At 72.8% G+C, this 15,801-nt stretch carries 13 protein-coding genes and 1 riboswitch; of the genes, 8 read left to right on the forward strand and 5 right to left on the reverse strand.

Annotated elements, in window-relative coordinates; translation table 11 throughout:
- Nucleotides 1-32: 32 nt before the first annotated feature.
- From OG470_RS28955 to OG470_RS28975, 5 genes are all read left to right on the forward strand, one after another.
- The gene (locus tag OG470_RS28955) at nt 33-1,607 is read left to right on the forward strand and encodes an FMN-binding glutamate synthase family protein (RefSeq protein ID WP_328417316.1); all 1,575 of its coding nucleotides are present in this window, start codon (nt 33-35) and stop codon (nt 1,605-1,607) included.
- 57 nt (nt 1,608-1,664) lie between these two features.
- Nucleotides 1,665-2,189: a GNAT family N-acetyltransferase gene (locus OG470_RS28960; protein ID WP_328417318.1), complete on the forward strand. Its 525-nt coding sequence runs from the start codon at nt 1,665-1,667 to the stop codon at nt 2,187-2,189.
- Complete coding sequence (locus OG470_RS28965) at nt 2,186-2,698, forward strand: GNAT family N-acetyltransferase (protein ID WP_328417320.1); 513 nt, start codon at nt 2,186-2,188, stop codon at nt 2,696-2,698. Before OG470_RS28960 ends, OG470_RS28965 begins: the two co-directional genes overlap by 4 nt.
- Before the next feature lie 82 nt (nt 2,699-2,780).
- Complete coding sequence (gene dinB, locus OG470_RS28970) at nt 2,781-3,968, forward strand: DNA polymerase IV (protein WP_328417321.1); 1,188 nt, start codon at nt 2,781-2,783, stop codon at nt 3,966-3,968.
- Nucleotides 3,969-4,077: 109 nt separating this feature from the next.
- Nucleotides 4,078-4,431, forward strand: a complete 354-nt coding sequence (locus tag OG470_RS28975; protein ID WP_328417322.1) for a hypothetical protein — start codon at nt 4,078-4,080, stop codon at nt 4,429-4,431.
- 84 nt (nt 4,432-4,515) lie between these two features.
- Here OG470_RS28975 and OG470_RS28980 read toward each other — a convergent pair whose 3' ends face one another.
- Both OG470_RS28980 and htpG read right to left on the reverse strand, forming a co-directional pair.
- Nucleotides 4,516-5,187, reverse strand: coding sequence for a LysM peptidoglycan-binding domain-containing protein (locus OG470_RS28980; RefSeq protein ID WP_328417323.1), 672 nt, complete (start codon nt 5,185-5,187; stop codon nt 4,516-4,518).
- Nucleotides 5,188-5,356: riboswitch (cyclic di-AMP (ydaO/yuaA leader) on the reverse strand.
- A gap of 288 nt (nt 5,357-5,644) precedes the next feature.
- Nucleotides 5,645-7,561: a molecular chaperone HtpG gene (htpG, locus tag OG470_RS28985; RefSeq protein WP_328417325.1), complete on the reverse strand. Its 1,917-nt coding sequence runs from the start codon at nt 7,559-7,561 to the stop codon at nt 5,645-5,647.
- 234 nt (nt 7,562-7,795) lie between these two features.
- Between htpG and OG470_RS28990 the strand changes: the two genes are divergently transcribed.
- The gene (locus OG470_RS28990) at nt 7,796-8,494 is read left to right on the forward strand and encodes an SDR family oxidoreductase (protein ID WP_328417326.1); all 699 of its coding nucleotides are present in this window, start codon (nt 7,796-7,798) and stop codon (nt 8,492-8,494) included.
- Nucleotides 8,495-8,566: 72 nt separating this feature from the next.
- Here OG470_RS28990 and OG470_RS28995 read toward each other — a convergent pair whose 3' ends face one another.
- Complete coding sequence (locus OG470_RS28995) at nt 8,567-10,324, reverse strand: M28 family peptidase (RefSeq protein ID WP_328417327.1); 1,758 nt, start codon at nt 10,322-10,324, stop codon at nt 8,567-8,569.
- A gap of 317 nt (nt 10,325-10,641) precedes the next feature.
- Between OG470_RS28995 and OG470_RS29000 the strand changes: the two genes are divergently transcribed.
- Nucleotides 10,642-13,533, forward strand: a complete 2,892-nt coding sequence (locus OG470_RS29000; protein WP_328417328.1) for an ATP-binding protein — start codon at nt 10,642-10,644, stop codon at nt 13,531-13,533.
- Nucleotides 13,534-13,567: 34 nt separating this feature from the next.
- On the opposite strand, the gene OG470_RS29005 is transcribed toward OG470_RS29000, so the two are convergent.
- Both OG470_RS29005 and OG470_RS29010 read right to left on the reverse strand, forming a co-directional pair.
- Complete coding sequence (locus tag OG470_RS29005; RefSeq protein WP_328417330.1) at nt 13,568-14,317, reverse strand: hypothetical protein; 750 nt, start codon at nt 14,315-14,317, stop codon at nt 13,568-13,570.
- Complete coding sequence (locus OG470_RS29010; protein ID WP_328417332.1) at nt 14,314-14,817, reverse strand: SigE family RNA polymerase sigma factor; 504 nt, start codon at nt 14,815-14,817, stop codon at nt 14,314-14,316. Before OG470_RS29010 ends, OG470_RS29005 begins: the two co-directional genes overlap by 4 nt.
- Nucleotides 14,818-14,955: 138 nt before the next feature.
- Here OG470_RS29010 and OG470_RS29015 point away from each other — a divergent pair, with 138 nt between their 5' ends.
- Nucleotides 14,956-15,798 carry a DUF3152 domain-containing protein gene (locus tag OG470_RS29015; RefSeq protein ID WP_328417334.1) on the forward strand — a complete coding sequence of 281 codons (843 nt, stop codon included), beginning with the start codon at nt 14,956-14,958 and terminating at the stop codon, nt 15,796-15,798.
- Nucleotides 15,799-15,801 lie beyond the last annotated feature (3 nt).

The raw sequence follows: 15,801 nt of genomic DNA on the forward strand, positions 1-15,801 counted from the left end.
GGCCGACGACCCGGGCGGAAAGAGTGCGGGGCATGAGATGGGCCCGCCGAGCCGTACCTGCCGTCGCCGCCGCTGTCGCCGCGCTCGCCGCGCGGGACCTGATCCAGCGCGACCACGCGCTGCTGCGCAATTTTCCGGTGCTCGGGCGCGCCCGGTACCTGCTGGAAGCGATCGGGCCGGAGCTTCGGCAGTACATCGTGGCCGGCAACAACGAGGAACGGCCGTTCACCCGGGACCAACGCCGCTGGGTGTACGCGTCGGCGAAGCAGCAGAACAACTACTTCGGCTTCGGCACGGACAACGACATCGAGTACACCCCCGGCTACCCGATCATCAAACACCGCACGTTCGGCCGCGCTGTGCCGCCGTCGACACCGACCGCCGGGCACGACGTGCGGCTGCCCTGCGCCAAGGTGCTCGGCGCGGCCCGGGGACGGGCCCGCGCGTTCCGACCGGAGTCGGTGGTCAACATTTCCGGGATGAGCTTCGGCTCGCTCTCCGGCAACGCCGTCACGGCACTCAACCGGGGCGCGGCGCTCGCCGGGTGCCTGCAGAACACCGGCGAGGGTGGCCTGTCGCCGTACCACCGCAACGGCGGTGAGCTGGTCTTCCAGCTCGGCACGGCGTACTTCGGCTGCCGGGACGAGCACGGTCGGTTCAGCCTGGACCGGCTGAAGGACCTGGTCGCCAGCGCGCCGGTGCGGGCGCTGGAGATCAAACTGAGTCAGGGCGCCAAGCCCAGCCTCGGCGGGCTGCTGCCCGGGGTGAAGGTGTCTGCCGAGATCGCCGCCACCCGGGGCATCCCGGTCGGGCAGGACTGCGTCAGCCCGTCCCGGCACGCCGAGTTCTCCGACTGCGACAGCCTTCTCGACTGGGTGGAGCTGCTGGCCGCCGAGACCGGCCTGCCGGTCGGCATCAAGTCGGCGGTCGGCGACCTGGGCTTCTGGCAGGACCTGGCGACCCTGATGCGGGACACCGGCCGGGGCGTCGACTTCGTGACGATCGACGGCGGCGAGGGCGGCACCGGCGCCGCGCCCCTGATCTTCACCGACTCGGTGTCGCTCCCGTTCCAGCAGGGCTTCTCCCGGGTCTACAAGGTCTTCGCCGAGCACGACCTGCACGAACAGGTGGTCTTCGTCGGCAGCGGCAAGCTCGGCCTGCCGGACAACGCCATCGTCGCGTTCGCGCTCGGCTGCGACCTGGTCAACGTGGGCCGGGAGGCGATGCTGTCGATCGGCTGCATCCAGGCGCAGAAGTGCCACACCGACACCTGCCCCACCGGGGTGGCGACGCAGAACGCGTGGCTGAGCCGGGGCCTGGATCCCACGCTCAAGTCGGTTCGGGCGGCTAACTACCTGCGGACGCTGCGCCGGGACCTGACCAAGGTGGCCGAGGCGTGCGGCGTGGAGCACCCCGGCCTGATCGACACCGACGCGGTGGAGATCCTGGACGGCCGCACCGGCTCCACCCCCCTGCACAAGGTGTACGGCTACCGGCCGCAGTGGGGGCTGCCCTCGCCGGCCGACCGGGCGGAGATCGTCCGGCTGATGACCCCGGAGGCGCCGCAGGGCGGCAGCGCCCCGCCCTCCCCCACCGCCGTCGGTTGACCGGCGCCCGCCGATAACGCCTGGAACCGGCGCCCGGGTGCACCGTATCGTGGCGCGGTGCTGATCAGACGTGAGACGCCCGCCGATGTCGAGGCCATCCGCGCGGTGCACGCCGCCGCCTTCGCCGCGCCGGACGCCGGCGGTGGCGTACCGGTCGAGGCGACGCTGGTCGACGCGCTCCGCGCCGACGAGGGCTGGCTGCCCGCGTACTCCCTGGTGGCGACCGACCCCGACGGGCAGGTGGTGGGGCACGTGGTGGCCACCCGCGGCCGGGTGGCCGGTCAGCCGGTGGCGCTCGGCCTGGGGCCGCTCGGTGTGCTCCCCGGCTGGCAGCGGCGTGGGGTCGGCACGGCGCTGATGCACGCGGTGCTCGGTGCGGCCGACGCCCGGGACGAGCCGCTGGTGGTGCTGCTCGGGCACCCCGACTACTACCCCCGGTTCGGGTTCCGGCCCGCCGTCGAGTTGGGCGTCACCCCGCCGCAGCCGTGGGGTCCGCAGTACTTCCAGGCCCGCCCGCTGAGCGCCTGGCGGGAGTCGATCCGCGGCGAGTTCCGCTACGCCGCCCCGTTCGACGACCTGTGAGCCGTCCGCTCATCCGGCGGCGGCGCGCCACCGACCTCGACGGATGCGTCGCGGCGCTGGCTCTGGTTCACCAGGCCGACCGGTACCCGCTGAACTGGCCCGCCGACCCGCACCGCTGGCTGCGCGAGCCTCGCCCGGCGCGCGCCTGGGTCGCCATCGACGACGACGGGACCGTCGTCGGGCACGTGGCGGTGCAGCGGATGCCCGACCGGGCGGACGTGCCGCTCGCTCGGCCGACGGCCGAGGTGGCTCGCCTCTTCGTGCTGCCGGCCGCCCGAGGTCGGGCGCTCGGCAGCGCACTGCTGGCCCGGACCCGGCAGTGGGCGGGCGAGCGCGGGACGGACCTGGTGCTCGAGGTGGCCGACGGCGACGCGGCGGCCGCCGCCCTCTACGAGCGCACCGGGTGGCGGCGCACCGGCACCAGCACGGCATCGTGGACCGCCCCCGACGGCAGCGCGGTGTCGATGCACCACTACACGTTGTCACGCGACGCGACGCCGGAGCGTTAGGGCACCGCGACACCGCCTGGCCGCGCCGTCGCGTTCGCCCAGCTCACTGTGGTGATCATCCGCGCCATGCGAACATATGTACGTGTCGTCCGGGGCCAGCATCCTGCACGCCGACCTGGACGCCTTCTACGCGTCGGTCGAGCAGCGCGACGACCCGCGCCTGCGGGGGCGGCCGGTGATCGTCGGTGGCGGCGTGGTGCTCGCCGCCAGCTACGAGGCGAAGGCGCGAGGCGTACGCAGCGCGATGGGCGGCCAGCAGGCGCGCCGGCTGTGCCCGGACGCGATCGTGGTGCCGCCCCGGATGTCGGCGTACACGGCGGCCAGCCGGGCCGTGTTCGAGATCTTCCGAGAGACCACCCCACTGGTCGAGGGGCTCTCCATCGACGAGGCGTTCCTGGACGTCGGCGGCCTGCGCCGGCTGGCCGGGCCGCCGGCCGACATCGCCGAGCGGCTGCGCCGGGAGGTCCGCGAGCGGATCCACCTGCCGATCACGGTGGGCGTGGCCCGGACGAAGTTCCTGGCGAAGGTGGCCAGCGGGGTGGCGAAGCCGGACGGGCTGCTGGTCGTCGCGCCCGACGCCGAGCTGGCGTTCCTGCACCCGCTGCCGGTGGAACGGCTCTGGGGCGTCGGCCCGATCACCGCCGCGAAGCTGCGGGAACGACGGATCCGTACCGTCGGGGAGGTGGCCCGGCTCGGCGAGGCGGCGCTGGTGTCACTGCTCGGCGCCGGTGCCGGTCGACACCTGCACGCCCTCGCGCACAACCGCGACCCCCGGGCGGTCCAGGTCGGCCGTCGGCGCGGCTCGATGGGCGCGCAGCACGCGCTGAGCCGTACGCCGCACGCGCCGGCAGAGCTGGACGCCATCCTGGCCGGCCTGGTCGACCGGGTCACCCGGCGAATGCGGGCGGCCGGACGGTCCGGGCGCACGGTGGTGCTGCGGCTGCGCTTCGGCGACTACACGCGGGCCACCCGTTCGCACACCGTAGGCAAGGCGACGGCGGACACCACCCCGCTGCTCGCCGCCGCGCGGGCGCTGCTGCGAGCCGCACTGCCCGAGATCGACCGGCGGGGCGTCACACTGATCGGCGTCTCGGTGGGCAACCTGGACGACAACCCGGTCCAGCCCGAGCTGCCGTTCCACCGCGACCCGGGGGCGGAGTTGGACGCTGCGGTGGACGCTGTCCGCGACCGGTTCGGGTCGACGGCGCTGACCCGAGCGGTGCTGCTCGGCCGGGAGCCGGGCGTCGAGATGCCCCTGCTGCCGGACTGACCGAAGGGCGGTCGGCCTGCGATCAGAGACACATCGCAGCAGGTCGGCGGTTTAGCGGCCGGCTGATGGGGTGACTCTTGAGAGGAACAGCCTGACAGGGGGGACCACCATGCCCGACGACACCAGCAACCGTCCGAGCCGCCACGAGCAGCGTCCCGGCGACGTGACCGACCCGCTGCTCTGGCAGCTCGCGGTCGACGTGCTCAGCGCACACGAGCCGGACGAGGACGGCGCCTGCGGCAACCTGCTCTGCGCCGGCCAGCCGTGGCCGTGCGCCGCTCGCAGGAACGCTGAACAGTCGCTCCAGCTGTCCCGTGGTGCGACAGACGCACCGGCCACAGCCTCTGCCGAGCGGGGCGAGGATGGCACCGCAGACGCTGACTGGTCGGCGACGGACGCTCCGGCCCCGCGCCGCGCCTGGTCGGCCGGCTCGCGTCCAGGGGCGTCCGCCTCGGCCGCCTGACGACCACCTGCCGGGGCGCCCCTCCTCGACACACGCCTGCGGGCGCTCAACCGAACTCCGGTCGAGCGCCCGCAGGCTCGTGCGTCAGAGGCTGAGCCGTTGACCCGGGAAGATCAGACCCGCGTCGGCGCCGATCAGCTGTCGGTTGCCCTCGTACAGGGCCTGCCAGCCGCCGGCCACCCGGTGGGTCTGGGCGATCTCCGACAGCGTGTCGCCCGGCTTGACCAGGTACGTCTCGCCGCCCGTCGTCGGCGCGGTGCGCTGGTGGTTGCGGGTCGCCGGCTGCTCGCCGCGCGACGACCGCTCCTGCGGCTTGGTGGTCTTCGTCGACGACTTGCCGGTGGACTTCGTCGACGACTTCCCGGTCGACTTCGTGGCGGAGCCGCCCGACGAGCCGCCCTTCTTGCCGCAGGTCGGCCAGGCACCGATGCCCTGCCCGTCGAGCACCTTCTCGGCGACGGCGATCTGCTCACCACGGCTGGCCAGGTCGGCGCGGGCGGCGTACTTCTTGCCGCCGTAACCGGCCCAGGTGCTCTGCGAGAACTGCAACCCGCCGTAGTAGCCGTTGCCGGTGTTGATGTGCCAGTTGCCGCTGGACTCGCACTGGGCGATCGCGTCCCAGTTGACCGCGGCCTGGGCCGGGGCTGCCGGCCCGAAGAGGGCGACGGCCCCGGTGACCGCGCCGACGGCCAGCGTGCCGACGGCGACGCGGCGGGTGGTGACCCGTCGGTGACGGGGCGTGTATTCAGATGTCATGTGAGCTTCCTCCACGCCGACGAGGTGAGCTGTCGGGTTCGGGCCGAGGAGCCCGGCCGCGCGGTGGCGGCTTCACCCCGAGGTGACGTGCACCGAGGAACCTGGGTCCCCCGCTCCTGCCTGGATGACTGGCCGGCCGACCGGCGGCAGGATTTGGCGTACCGGTGGCGGTGTCCGCATCGGCGAACCTGACCGACGTTAGGCACCGTCGGTGACGATCGCCCACCCCCTGTGAACTTCTTCACCGGGGCACGCGGGGCGGTCCACGCAGCGGTTGCGGGCGACCGGAGACTGTGCAGTGACCATCATGGACCGTTTCCGACCAGGTCGTTGTCTCAGGCGACGTGGCGGAGCGCGGGAGTGTTCGCCCGCTGGGAGCGCGGGTAGCGGGCCACCGTGCGGCCCGGCCGGCGGAGCCCGTTGATCGGGCGGCCCGCCGGCCGGACGGGTCAACCGGTCAGAGGGTGCGGGCCAGCCGGTCGGCGAGCGCCCGGGTGAACCGGGCCGGGTCGGCCAGCTCGCCGCCCTCGGCGAGCACCGCCAGGCCGTACAGCAACTCGGCGGTCTCGGTGAGAGCAGCGGAGTCGCCGCCCTGCTCGTGCGCCTTGCGCAGCCCAGCGACCAGGGCGTGACCGGGATTGATCTCCAAGATCCGCTTCGTGGACGGGATCTCGTGTCCCATGGCCCGGTACATCTTCTCCAGGGTCGGGGTGAGATCGTGCGCGTCGCCGACGACGCAGGCCGGTGAGGTGGTCAGCCGGGACGACAGGCGGACCTCCCGGACGCTCTCGGCCAGCGTGGTGCCCAGCCAGTCGAGCAGTGCGGCGAACTCCTGTCGCTGCTGCTCACGCTCGGCCTCGGCCTGCTGCTTCTCCTCGTCGGTGTCCAGGTCGACCTCGCCCTTGGCGATCGAGCGCAGCGGGCGGCCGTCGTACTCGCCGACCCGCTCGACCCACACCTCGTCGACCTGGTCGGTGAGCAGCAGCACCTCGTGGCCCTTGGCCCGGAACGCCTCCAGGTGCGGGGAGTTCTCGATGGTGGCCCGGGAGTCGCCGGTGGCGTACCAGATGTCGTTCTGGCCGTCCTTCATCCGTGCGACGTAGCCGGCCAGGTCGGTGGGCTCGGCCGGGTCGTGAGTGGAGGCCACCGACAGGATCTCCAGCAGGGTGTCGCGGTTGTCGGTGTCGTCGATCAGCCCTTCCTTGACCACCGCGCCGAACTCGGTCCAGAAGGTGCGGTAGCGCTCGGGGTGGTTGACCTTGAGGTCCCGGACGGTGGCGAGGACCTTGCGGACCAGCCGGCGGCGGACGATCTGGATCTGCCGGTCCTGCTGGAGGATCTCCCGGGAGATGTTCAGCGACAGGTCGTGCGCGTCGACCACACCCTTGACGAAGCGCAGGTAGGTGGGGACCAGCGCCTCGCAGTCGTCCATGATGAACACGCGCTTGACGTAGAGCTGGACACCGCGGCGGCCCTGCGGGGCGAACAGGTCCAGCGGGGCGTGGCTGGGCAGGAACAGCAGCGCCTCGTACTCGAAGGTGCCCTCGCCCTTCATGTGCACGACCTCGAGCGGGTCGGCCCAGTCGTGGCTGACGTGCTTGTAGAACTCGTGGTACTCGGCAGCGTCGACCTCGTCGCGGGACCGCGCCCAGAGCGCCTTCATCGAGTTGAGGGTCTGCACCTCGCTGGTGGCGTCCGCGCCGTCGGCGCCGGGCCGCTCGACACTCATCCGGATCGGCCACGCGATGAAGTCGGAGTACCGCTTCACGATCTCCCGGATGGTCCACTCGGCGGTGTAGTCGTGCAGGTTGTCCTCGGTGTCGGCCGGCTTGAGGTGCAGCGTCACCGTGGTGCCCTGCGGCGCCTCGTCGACCGTCTCGATCGAGTACGTGCCCTCGCCGGCGGACTCCCACCGGGTGCCGCCGGTCTCGCCGGCCTTGCGGGTCAGCAGGGTGACCCTGTCGGCGACCATGAACGCGGCGTAGAAGCCGACGCCGAACTGGCCGATCAGGTCCTGCGAGGCGCGGGCGTCGGCGGACTCGCGCAGCTGGCGCAGCAGCTCGGCGGTGCCGGACTTGGCGATCGTGCCGATCAGCCCGACCACCTCGTCGCGGGTCATCCCGATGCCGTTGTCGCGCACCGTCAGGGTGCGGGCGTCCCGGTCGACCTCGATTGCCACGTGCAGGTCGTCGGTGTCGGCGGTGAGGTCCTTGTCGACCATCGTCGTCAGCCGCAGCTTGTCCAGCGCGTCGGACGCGTTCGAGATGAGTTCCCGCAGGAAGACGTCCTTGTTCGAATAGATCGAGTGGACCACCAGTTGGAGGAGCTGACGCGCCTCGGCCTGGAACTCCAACGTCTCGGCCTGGTTGCTCACACCGTCTCCCCTTTTCGGCTCATGCGGAGGTTCGCGGAAAGGATACGAGCCGTCACCGGCGGGGCCGTGCCCGCGTCCGGGTCGTATTCCCGATCCGGGCCGCGCCGGCCCGTGACATAGCTGACTTTGCTTAACCGAAGTCAGCTAGATACCGTCGGGTCGACCACAAGGCGGCCGAGCCTGACCACCCACCGTTCCGCCAGAACAGCGGGGCGCGACCCCTGGAGCAGTCCCATGAAGATCGCTGGAAGCACCGCCCTCGTCACCGGCGCCAACCGCGGCTTCGGCCGGCACCTGGCCGCCGAGCTCCTCTCCCGCGGCGCGACCGTCTACGCCGGCGCCCGCAACCCGGACAGCGTCGACCTGCCCGGCGTGACGCCGGTCCGGCTGGACATCACCGACCCCGCCTCGGTGGCCGCCGCCGCCGCGCTGGCCGGAGACGTGAACCTGCTGATCAACAACGCCGGCATCGAGACCGGAACGGACCTGCTGGAAGGCGACCTGGACCTCGTCCGGCTGGAGCTGGAGACCCACTACTTCGGCAACCTGTCGATGGTCCGGGCGTTCGCCCCGATCATCGCGGGCAACGGCGGCGGCACGATCCTCAACGTGCTCTCCGCACTGTCCTGGGTGAGCTTCCCGAGCGTCGGGGCGTACAGCGCCGCGAAGTCGGCCGAGTGGTCGATGACCAACGCGCTGCGCGTCCAGCTCGCCGAGCGGGGGGTTCGGGTCGCCGGCCTGCACGTCGGCTACATGGACACCGACATGGCCGCCGCGGTCACCGCCCCGAAGTCCGACCCGGCGCTGATCGCGCGGATCGGGGTGGACGGCATCGAGGCCGACGCGTACGAGATCGTGACCGACGAGACCAGCCGGCAGGTGCAGGCCGGGCTCGCCGGCGGGGTGGCCGCGCTCTACCCGCAGCTCCCCTGAGTACGACACCACGGCCGTGATCGGGCCGCCGCCGGCTTCCCGGCGGCGGCCCGTCTTCGGGTACGCGGAGCGTCAGCTCGCCTGCAACGTCACGTCGTCGATCACGAAGCTGGTCTGCAACGAGGAGTCCTCGGTGCCGGTGAACGTCAGCGTCACCGTCTGCCCGGCGTACGCGGCCACGTTGAACGTGCGCTGGACGTACCCGGTGGCGGCGTTGAGGTTCGAGTACGTCGCCAGCGTGGTCGAGCCCACCCGCACGGTGAGCCTGTCGTACGCCGTGGAGCCGGTGGTCTCGGCGGTGTCGATGTGCAGCCAGAACGACAGCGTGTAGCTGGCACAGCCGGCCGGGACGGTCACCGACTGGGACAGGGTTTCGGTACGGGTGCTGCCGTACCCGTTGAGCCACGCCTTGTACGACCCGGTCCGGGCCGGCTGGCTGCTGGAGTTGGTGATCACGCCGGAGGACGCGGTCCACGGCGTGGTGCCGCTCTCGAAGCCGCCGTTGCCGATCACCTGGCCGCCGGCGCAGCCACCGGTGCCGGTCACCGTCAGCGCGAGGCTGGCGCTGCGGGTGACCGAGCCGGTGCCGGTGACCGTGATGGTGAAGGTGCCGGTCGCCGCGCTGGCCGAGGCGGTCAGGGTCATCGTGGCCGAGCCGCCGGAGGTCACCGAGGACGGGCTGAAGGAGACGCTCACCCCGCTGGGCGCGCCGGAGGCCGAGAGGCTGACCGACTGCGCGGAGCCAGCAGTGGTGGCGGTGATCACCGTGGCGGTGGTGCTGGCGCCCCGGGCCACGGTGCGCGTGGTGGGGTTGACCGCGACGGAGAAGTCGTTGGTCGGCGTGCCCCCGCCCACGGCGAGCTGCCACAGCGCGTACGCGACGCCGTCCGCGGACCGGTTCAGCACGGTGGCGCTGACGTTGGCGGTGGTGTCGCAGGCCCGGTGGTAGCACGGGTCGTAGGCGGAGTTGGCGGTGCCGCCCCACTTGGCCGCCTGGGCGCTGGTCTTGCGGGCGCTGGCGCCCGCGGCGTAGCCCGAGGTGGGGATGCCGGCCTGCTGGAAGTAGTAGTCGTCGGAGCGGCCCTGACCCTCGACGTTCTCCTCCGGTTGCAGCCCCAGCGAGTCCCAGTACGCCTTCAGCGGCGCCGCCGTGGTGGAGGTGACCCGGTTGATGAAGTAGCCACCGTTGGTCGAGCCGACCATGTCGAAGTTGTAGTAGCCCTTGATGTAGCCCCGCTGGGTGGCGTTGAGCGAGTTGACGTAGAACCGGGATCCGTTGAGCCCCTGCTCCTCGTCGGTCCACCAGGCGAACCGGACCTTCTTCGTCATGGTCGGGTTCTGCGCGGCCAGGACCAGCGCGTTCTCCAGCAGGCTGGCCGAGCCGGTGGCGTTGTCGTTGATGCCCGGGCCGGCCGAGACGCCGTCCAGGTGGGCGCCGAACATGACCACCTGGTCGGCCGGGCCGCCGGGCCACTCCGCGATCAGGTTGTTCGAGGGGTACGTGCAGCTGGAGCAGTACTGCTCGCTGACGGTGTAGCCGGCTGCCTGGAGTTTGGTCTTCACGTAGTTGACCGAGGCGGTGTAGCCGGCCGAGCCGGCCCGCCGGTTGCCGCCGTTACTGCTGGCGATGGAGCCGAACTGGGTCAGGTGCGCCTGGACGTTGGTGATGGAGATGTCCGGCGCCGCCAGGACGGCGGTGGGCGCGGCGATCGGCCGGGCCGCTGCCGTACCGGCGATGGGTGACGCGGTCGCCGGCTGGGCGGCCAGCGTCACCGCCATCCCGGTGAACACGGCGAGCGCGATTCCCGCGCTCAGCGTTCTGCCTCTCATGGGGGCTCCTCGGGGGTTGGAGAGATAACGGAGACACTTACAGATATCGATGTCTTCGGCATCGGTCGTTCGTCCGGAACCCCCACCGGTTCGGCGACATCCGGCGCACTGCCCAGCGGGCCGTCGGATGACACCGCGGGACCGGAACATCCCGTTTGACCGCCACCGCTCCGTACGCTGAGCGCACGCCGGCCCGGCGGCCGGTACGGCGGGGTGCCGGCGTCGGCACAGGTGAGGCGAGGTGCCAGGATGGGTGGATAACAGCAGCAGGGGTCGTCGGGCCCGGAACGGGGGCTGGCGATGGGACCTGGTCGAGCGTGACACGACCCACCACGGACCTGTTCGGCGGCGGCAGCGAAACCGGCCGATTGATGGCGGAGCTGGACTGGTCCCGCACCCCACTCGGCCCGGTGACCGGCTGGCCGCAGAGCCTGCGGGCCGCGGTGCGGTTGGTGCTCTCCTCCCGCTACCCGATGCTGCTGCTCTGGGGTGACCGCTTCTCCCAGCTCTACAACGACGCGTACTCCGCCTTGATCGGCGACAAGCACCCGGCCGCCCTCGGCGACGACGTACGGGTGACCCTGGCCGAGGGCTGGGACGTGCTCGCCCCGCTGATCCAGCAGGCCATGGCGACCGGGGTGGCCAGCTGGGTCCCCGCCCTGCAGCTGCTGCTGGATCGCTCCGGCTACCGCGAGGAGGCGTACTTCAGCGTCTCGCACGCCCCGGCCCGCGACGACGAGGGCCGCACGGTCGGCGTGCTGACCGTCTGCAGCGAGGTCACCGAGCAGGTGGTCGGCGAACGGCGACTGCGACTGCTGCGCGACCTCTCCGTACGCGGCGACGGGCGCACCGTCGACGTGGACGCCACCTGCGCCCGGCTGATCGACGCGATCGACGGCCACCCGCTGGACGTGCCGTTCGCCGCGATCTACCTGCGCGACGGCGCGGTGCTACGGCGGACCGCCTGCGCCGGCGGCGGCCCGGGCCACGCCGCCGTGGCGGGCGCCCTACCGGCCGCCGTCGAGCTGAGCGACCCGGCCCCGACCACCCACGCCTGGGGGCTGCCGGCTGCAGCCGCGGGCCGCTCCACCGAGGTGACCGCCGTCGCCGACCGGCTGGCGCTGCCGGCCGGCCCGTGGGACGACCCGGTCCGCACCGCGCTGGCGCTCCCGCTGCCCTCGGCCGACGAGGCCCAGCCGCTCGGCGTCCTCCTGGTCGGCGTCAGCCCCAGCCGCCGGTTGGATGAGGCGTACCGCTCCTTCTACCAACTGCTGGCCCAGCAGGTCTCGGTGGCGCTGCGCAACGCGCGGGCGTACGAGGAGGAGCGGCGCCGCGCCGAGACGCTGGCCGAGCTGGACCGGGTGAAGACCGACTTCTTCACCAACGTCAGTCACGAGTTCCGGACCCCGCTGACCCTCATGCTCGGGCCGCTGGCCGACGCGCTCGCCGACGGCGCCGCGCCACTGGCACCGGTGCAGCGGGAGCGGGTGGAGACCGCCTGGCGTAACGCCACCCGACTGTTGACCCTGGTCAACAGCCTGCTCACCTTCTCGGCCCTGGAGGCCGGGCGGGCCGGCAGCGACGCCCGGGTCATCGATCTCGCCGCCCTCACCACCGAGCTGGCCGGCGTCTTCCGGGCCGCTGTCGAACGGGCCGGTCTGACCCTGGAGGTCGACTGCCCGCCGCTGCGCCAACCGGTCACGGTGGACCCGGTCAACTGGGAACGCATCGTCACCAACCTGATGTCCAACGCCCTGAAGTACACGTTCATCGGTCGCATCCGGGTAAGCCTGGAGGCCGACGACGAGGAGGTGCGGCTCAGCGTCACGGACACCGGCATCGGCATCGCCGAGCCGGAGCTGCCGAGGCTCTTCGAGCGCTTCCACCGGGTGCGGGGCACCCTCTCGCGCAGCCACGAGGGCACCGGCATCGGCCTGGCCCTGGTGCACGAGCTGGCCCGACTGGAGGGTGGCGAGGTCCGGGTGACCAGCCGGGTGGGCTTCGGCAGCACCTTCACCGTTGCGCTGCCCTGGTCGGCAGCACGCCGCACGGCAGTTCCCGGACCAGCTCCCGACGGTCGGGGCGACGCGGCCCGAGCCGCCGTCCACGAGGCGATGACCTGGCTGGCCGACCCGGCGGGCAGCGATGCGGAGCCCGCTCCGGCGCCCAGGCCGGCCGGGGACGAGCTGACCGGTGCGCGGATCCTGGTCGCCGACGACAACAGCGACATGCGGGCGTACCTGAGCCGGCTGCTCACCGGCCAGGGCTGGCGGGTCCGGGCCGTCACCGACGGCCGGCAAGCCCTCGACGCGATCCACCGCGAGCCGCCGGACCTGGTCCTGACCGACGTGATGATGCCGATACTGGACGGCTTCGACCTGATCCGCCGGCTACGCGCGGACCCGACGACCCAGGCGCTGCCGGTGCTGTTGCTCTCCGCGCGGGCCGGCGGGGAGGCCAGCGTGACAGGCCTGAACCTGGGCGCCGACGACTACCTGGTGAAGCCCTTCGCCGCGGCCGAGCTGATCGCCCGGATCCGGGCCGCCATCCGCGGCGCCCGCGCTCGCACGGCAGCACCAACCGACGCGGGCCGGGCGGACGCCGACGACACCCCGCCGGCAGTCGACACCACACCGACGCCGACGCGATCGACCGCCGTCGTGTCGGCTCCGGCGGCCCTCGGGCCGGCCGAACCCGCGCCAACTCAGCTGGGCGTCGGGCTGGCGGGCGACCCGGCCGACACCCACGCCCGGAGCGCCGCCATGGAACCGCTCGGCGACGCCTCCCTGGGGATGGCTCCGGTCCACCGGGACGGGCCGGACGGCGATGCCGTGGACGTCAGATGGACGTACCCCTCCACGGCCACCTCGGCCGCGGCGATGCGCCGCGACGTCCGGCTGGCGCTGGCCGACCTGGACGTCGACCCGGACGTGCTGGAGGATCTGCTGGTCGCCGCCTCCGAGGCGGTGAACAACGCCGTCGAGCACGCGCAGCGGCCCAGTCGGCCGGAGGTGCGGGTCGGGGTCGAGGTGGGCGCCGGCCTGGTCCGGATCTCGGTGCGCGACTTCGGCACCTGGCGGGATCGCCGGCCGGCGATGGACCGGGGACGGGGCGCGCTGCTGATGAACGCCTACGGCGACGTGCGGCTGGTCTCCACCGGCGAGGGGACGACGGTCACCATCGAACGCAGGCTGAACGACCCGGCCTGAGCCGCCCGCCACCCGCGCCCGCCGAGCAGCGGGGTCACAACAGGCGGTTGTTGACGTCTCGGGCCGCGATGCCGTCCAGCCGCTCCCCCGGAGTCAGATCGGACGGGTCGAACCAGAAGATCACCACCTTCTGGTCTCTGCTCCATCTGGCCAGCCGGGCCGCGACCTCCCGGCCGTCCACGGTGCCGATGATCCGCTGGGCCGGGCCGACGAAGTAACCGAAGGTGGGCACCGGCTCGGTCGAGCCTCGCTCGCCGTAGCCGATCTGATGGAACCCGGGGCTGCGGTCGGCCCCCTCCACGTCGTTGACCAGCAGGTCCGTGGTCAGCCTGCCGTCCGGGGCACGACGGCCGGCGGCCAGCCCGATGTCCACCCCGGGCTGGCGGGGCACCGACACCTGGACGACGTAGTACACCCGCTGGTCGGCGCCGTGCCGGATCCCGCTGTCAACGACCTGGCCCAGCGGCGACACCGTGCGGTCCGCATGGGTCGGCGGCGTGGGCCAGGGCGGGGTCGGCGTCGGCGAGGAGCCGTGGGCCGACGGCGCGGGGACGGCGGCGACCGGCGGCGGACGCTCGACCGTCGGCGGATCGCCCGGTCGGACGCCGACCACCAGCACGACGACGGCGGCCAACCCGACCGCCAGTGTCGCCGCCCCGGCCCCGGCGACCCGACGACGGATCCGCAACCGCCGCCCCTCGCGCATGACGGACGCCAGGTCGAGGGTCGCTCCGGGTCGCTCGGTCGCCCGCATGGCGTGACGGAGCCGCTCCAGCTCGCTCATCGGCACACCTCCTGACTGTCGGCCACCCGCGGCCCGGTGGCGCGCAGTTTCTCCAGCGCCCGCGAGCTGGTGCTCTTGACCGTGCCGACCGAGATGGCGAGTTCCCGGGCCACCTGCGCCTCGGGAAGGTCGAAGTAGTAGCGCAACACGACGATGGCCCGCTCACGAGGGCTGAGCGCGCCGAGGATGGCGGTCAACCAGCGCCGGGTGGCGACCTCGTCGGCCACGTCGCCCCGCCGCTGCTCCGGGATCTCCTCGGTCGGGTACTCCCGGATCGGGCGCCGCCACCCGTCCACCAGGTGGTTGACCAGGATGCGGCGGGCGTACCCGTAGGCGTCGTCGTCGCGTACCCGGGACCACGACGCGTAGGTGCGGACCAGGGCGGTCTGCGCGGCGTCCTCGGCCTGGTGGTGGTCGCCGGTCATCAGGAACGCGGCGTGCACCAGCCGCGCGGACGCCGCCCGCGCGAACTCGACGAACTCCGCGTCACCCCGCGCCACGCCGAACCCTCCCCCATGCCACACCGTTACGGACGGGCGAGGGCCACGAAAGGTTGAGTCTCCGAGAGATCAACTTTTCGGCCAGGTCACCCGTCTCCTCTCCCGCAGCGCCACAGACCGGCGCGCGAGGGGAGAGAAATGTCGACGAAGGCTACCCGCCGGAGGCACACGGCCTGCGCGGCGTCGCTGCTGGTGGCGCTGCTCACCGGCTGCGGCCTGCCGGCGTCCGGGCGGCCCGCGGCCGGCCCTGCCACGCCCGACCCGACCCACCGTGGGCAACCGCCCGCGGCGGGACCGGCCACGACCGGGCGACCGCCGGGAGCCGCCGGGAGCGCCGGTGTCGCGCCCGCGCCGGCCGTCGCGATCAGTTATCCCGCTACCGGCGGCAACCGCTGGTCGGTGGCACCCGCGGAGACGACGCCGGGGGGCGGCGACAGCGGCCGGCTGTTGCGGTACCGGGTCGTCGTGGAGCGCGACATCCGTGGCCTACCGGTCACCGACGTAGCCGCGTCGGTCTCCGCGACGCTGAACGACCCACGCGGGTGGACTGCCGGCGGGGCCTGGCGCCTGCGCCGGGTGGGCGCCGGCGCACCGGTCGACTTCACCATCTACCTGGCGACCCCCGGGACCCGCGACGCGTTGTGCCAGGACGTTCCGGACGGCTACACCTCCTGCCGCAACGCCGACCGGGTGGTGCTCAACGTGGCACGCTGGGTCGACGCGGTGCCGGGCTACGGCGCCGGCCTGGCCAGCTACCGGCAGTACATGGTCAACCACGAGGTCGGGCACCGGCTCGGCCGGGGTCACGAGCGGTGCCCCGAGCGGGGCCGGCCGGCGCCGGTGATGCAGCAGCAGACGCTGGGGTTACACGGATGCGTGGCCAACGCCTGGCCGTACCCGCGCGGGGTTCACTACAGCGGGCCGATCGGGGCGTACCACGACGAGATCCCGCCGCGCGAGGGCGCCCGGCCGGCTCGCTGAGCC

This window comes from Micromonospora sp. NBC_00389 (assembly GCF_036059255.1).
Classification (GTDB): Bacteria; Actinomycetota; Actinomycetes; order Mycobacteriales; family Micromonosporaceae; genus Micromonospora.

Excerpts from the sequence above, each read along its gene's own strand:
- OG470_RS28955 (WP_328417316.1), top strand. The coding sequence starts at position 33 with ATGAGATGGGCCCGCCGAGCCGTACCTGCCGTCGCCGCCGCTGTCGCC.
- OG470_RS28975 (WP_328417322.1), top strand. The coding sequence starts at position 4,078 with ATGCCCGACGACACCAGCAACCGTCCGAGCCGCCACGAGCAGCGTCCC.
- OG470_RS28980 (WP_328417323.1), bottom strand. The coding sequence starts at position 5,187 with ATGACATCTGAATACACGCCCCGTCACCGACGGGTCACCACCCGCCGC.
- OG470_RS28990 (WP_328417326.1), top strand. The coding sequence starts at position 7,796 with ATGAAGATCGCTGGAAGCACCGCCCTCGTCACCGGCGCCAACCGCGGC.
- OG470_RS28995 (WP_328417327.1), bottom strand. The coding sequence starts at position 10,324 with ATGAGAGGCAGAACGCTGAGCGCGGGAATCGCGCTCGCCGTGTTCACC.
- OG470_RS29005 (WP_328417330.1), bottom strand. The coding sequence starts at position 14,317 with ATGAGCGAGCTGGAGCGGCTCCGTCACGCCATGCGGGCGACCGAGCGA.
- OG470_RS29015 (WP_328417334.1), top strand. The coding sequence starts at position 14,956 with ATGTCGACGAAGGCTACCCGCCGGAGGCACACGGCCTGCGCGGCGTCG.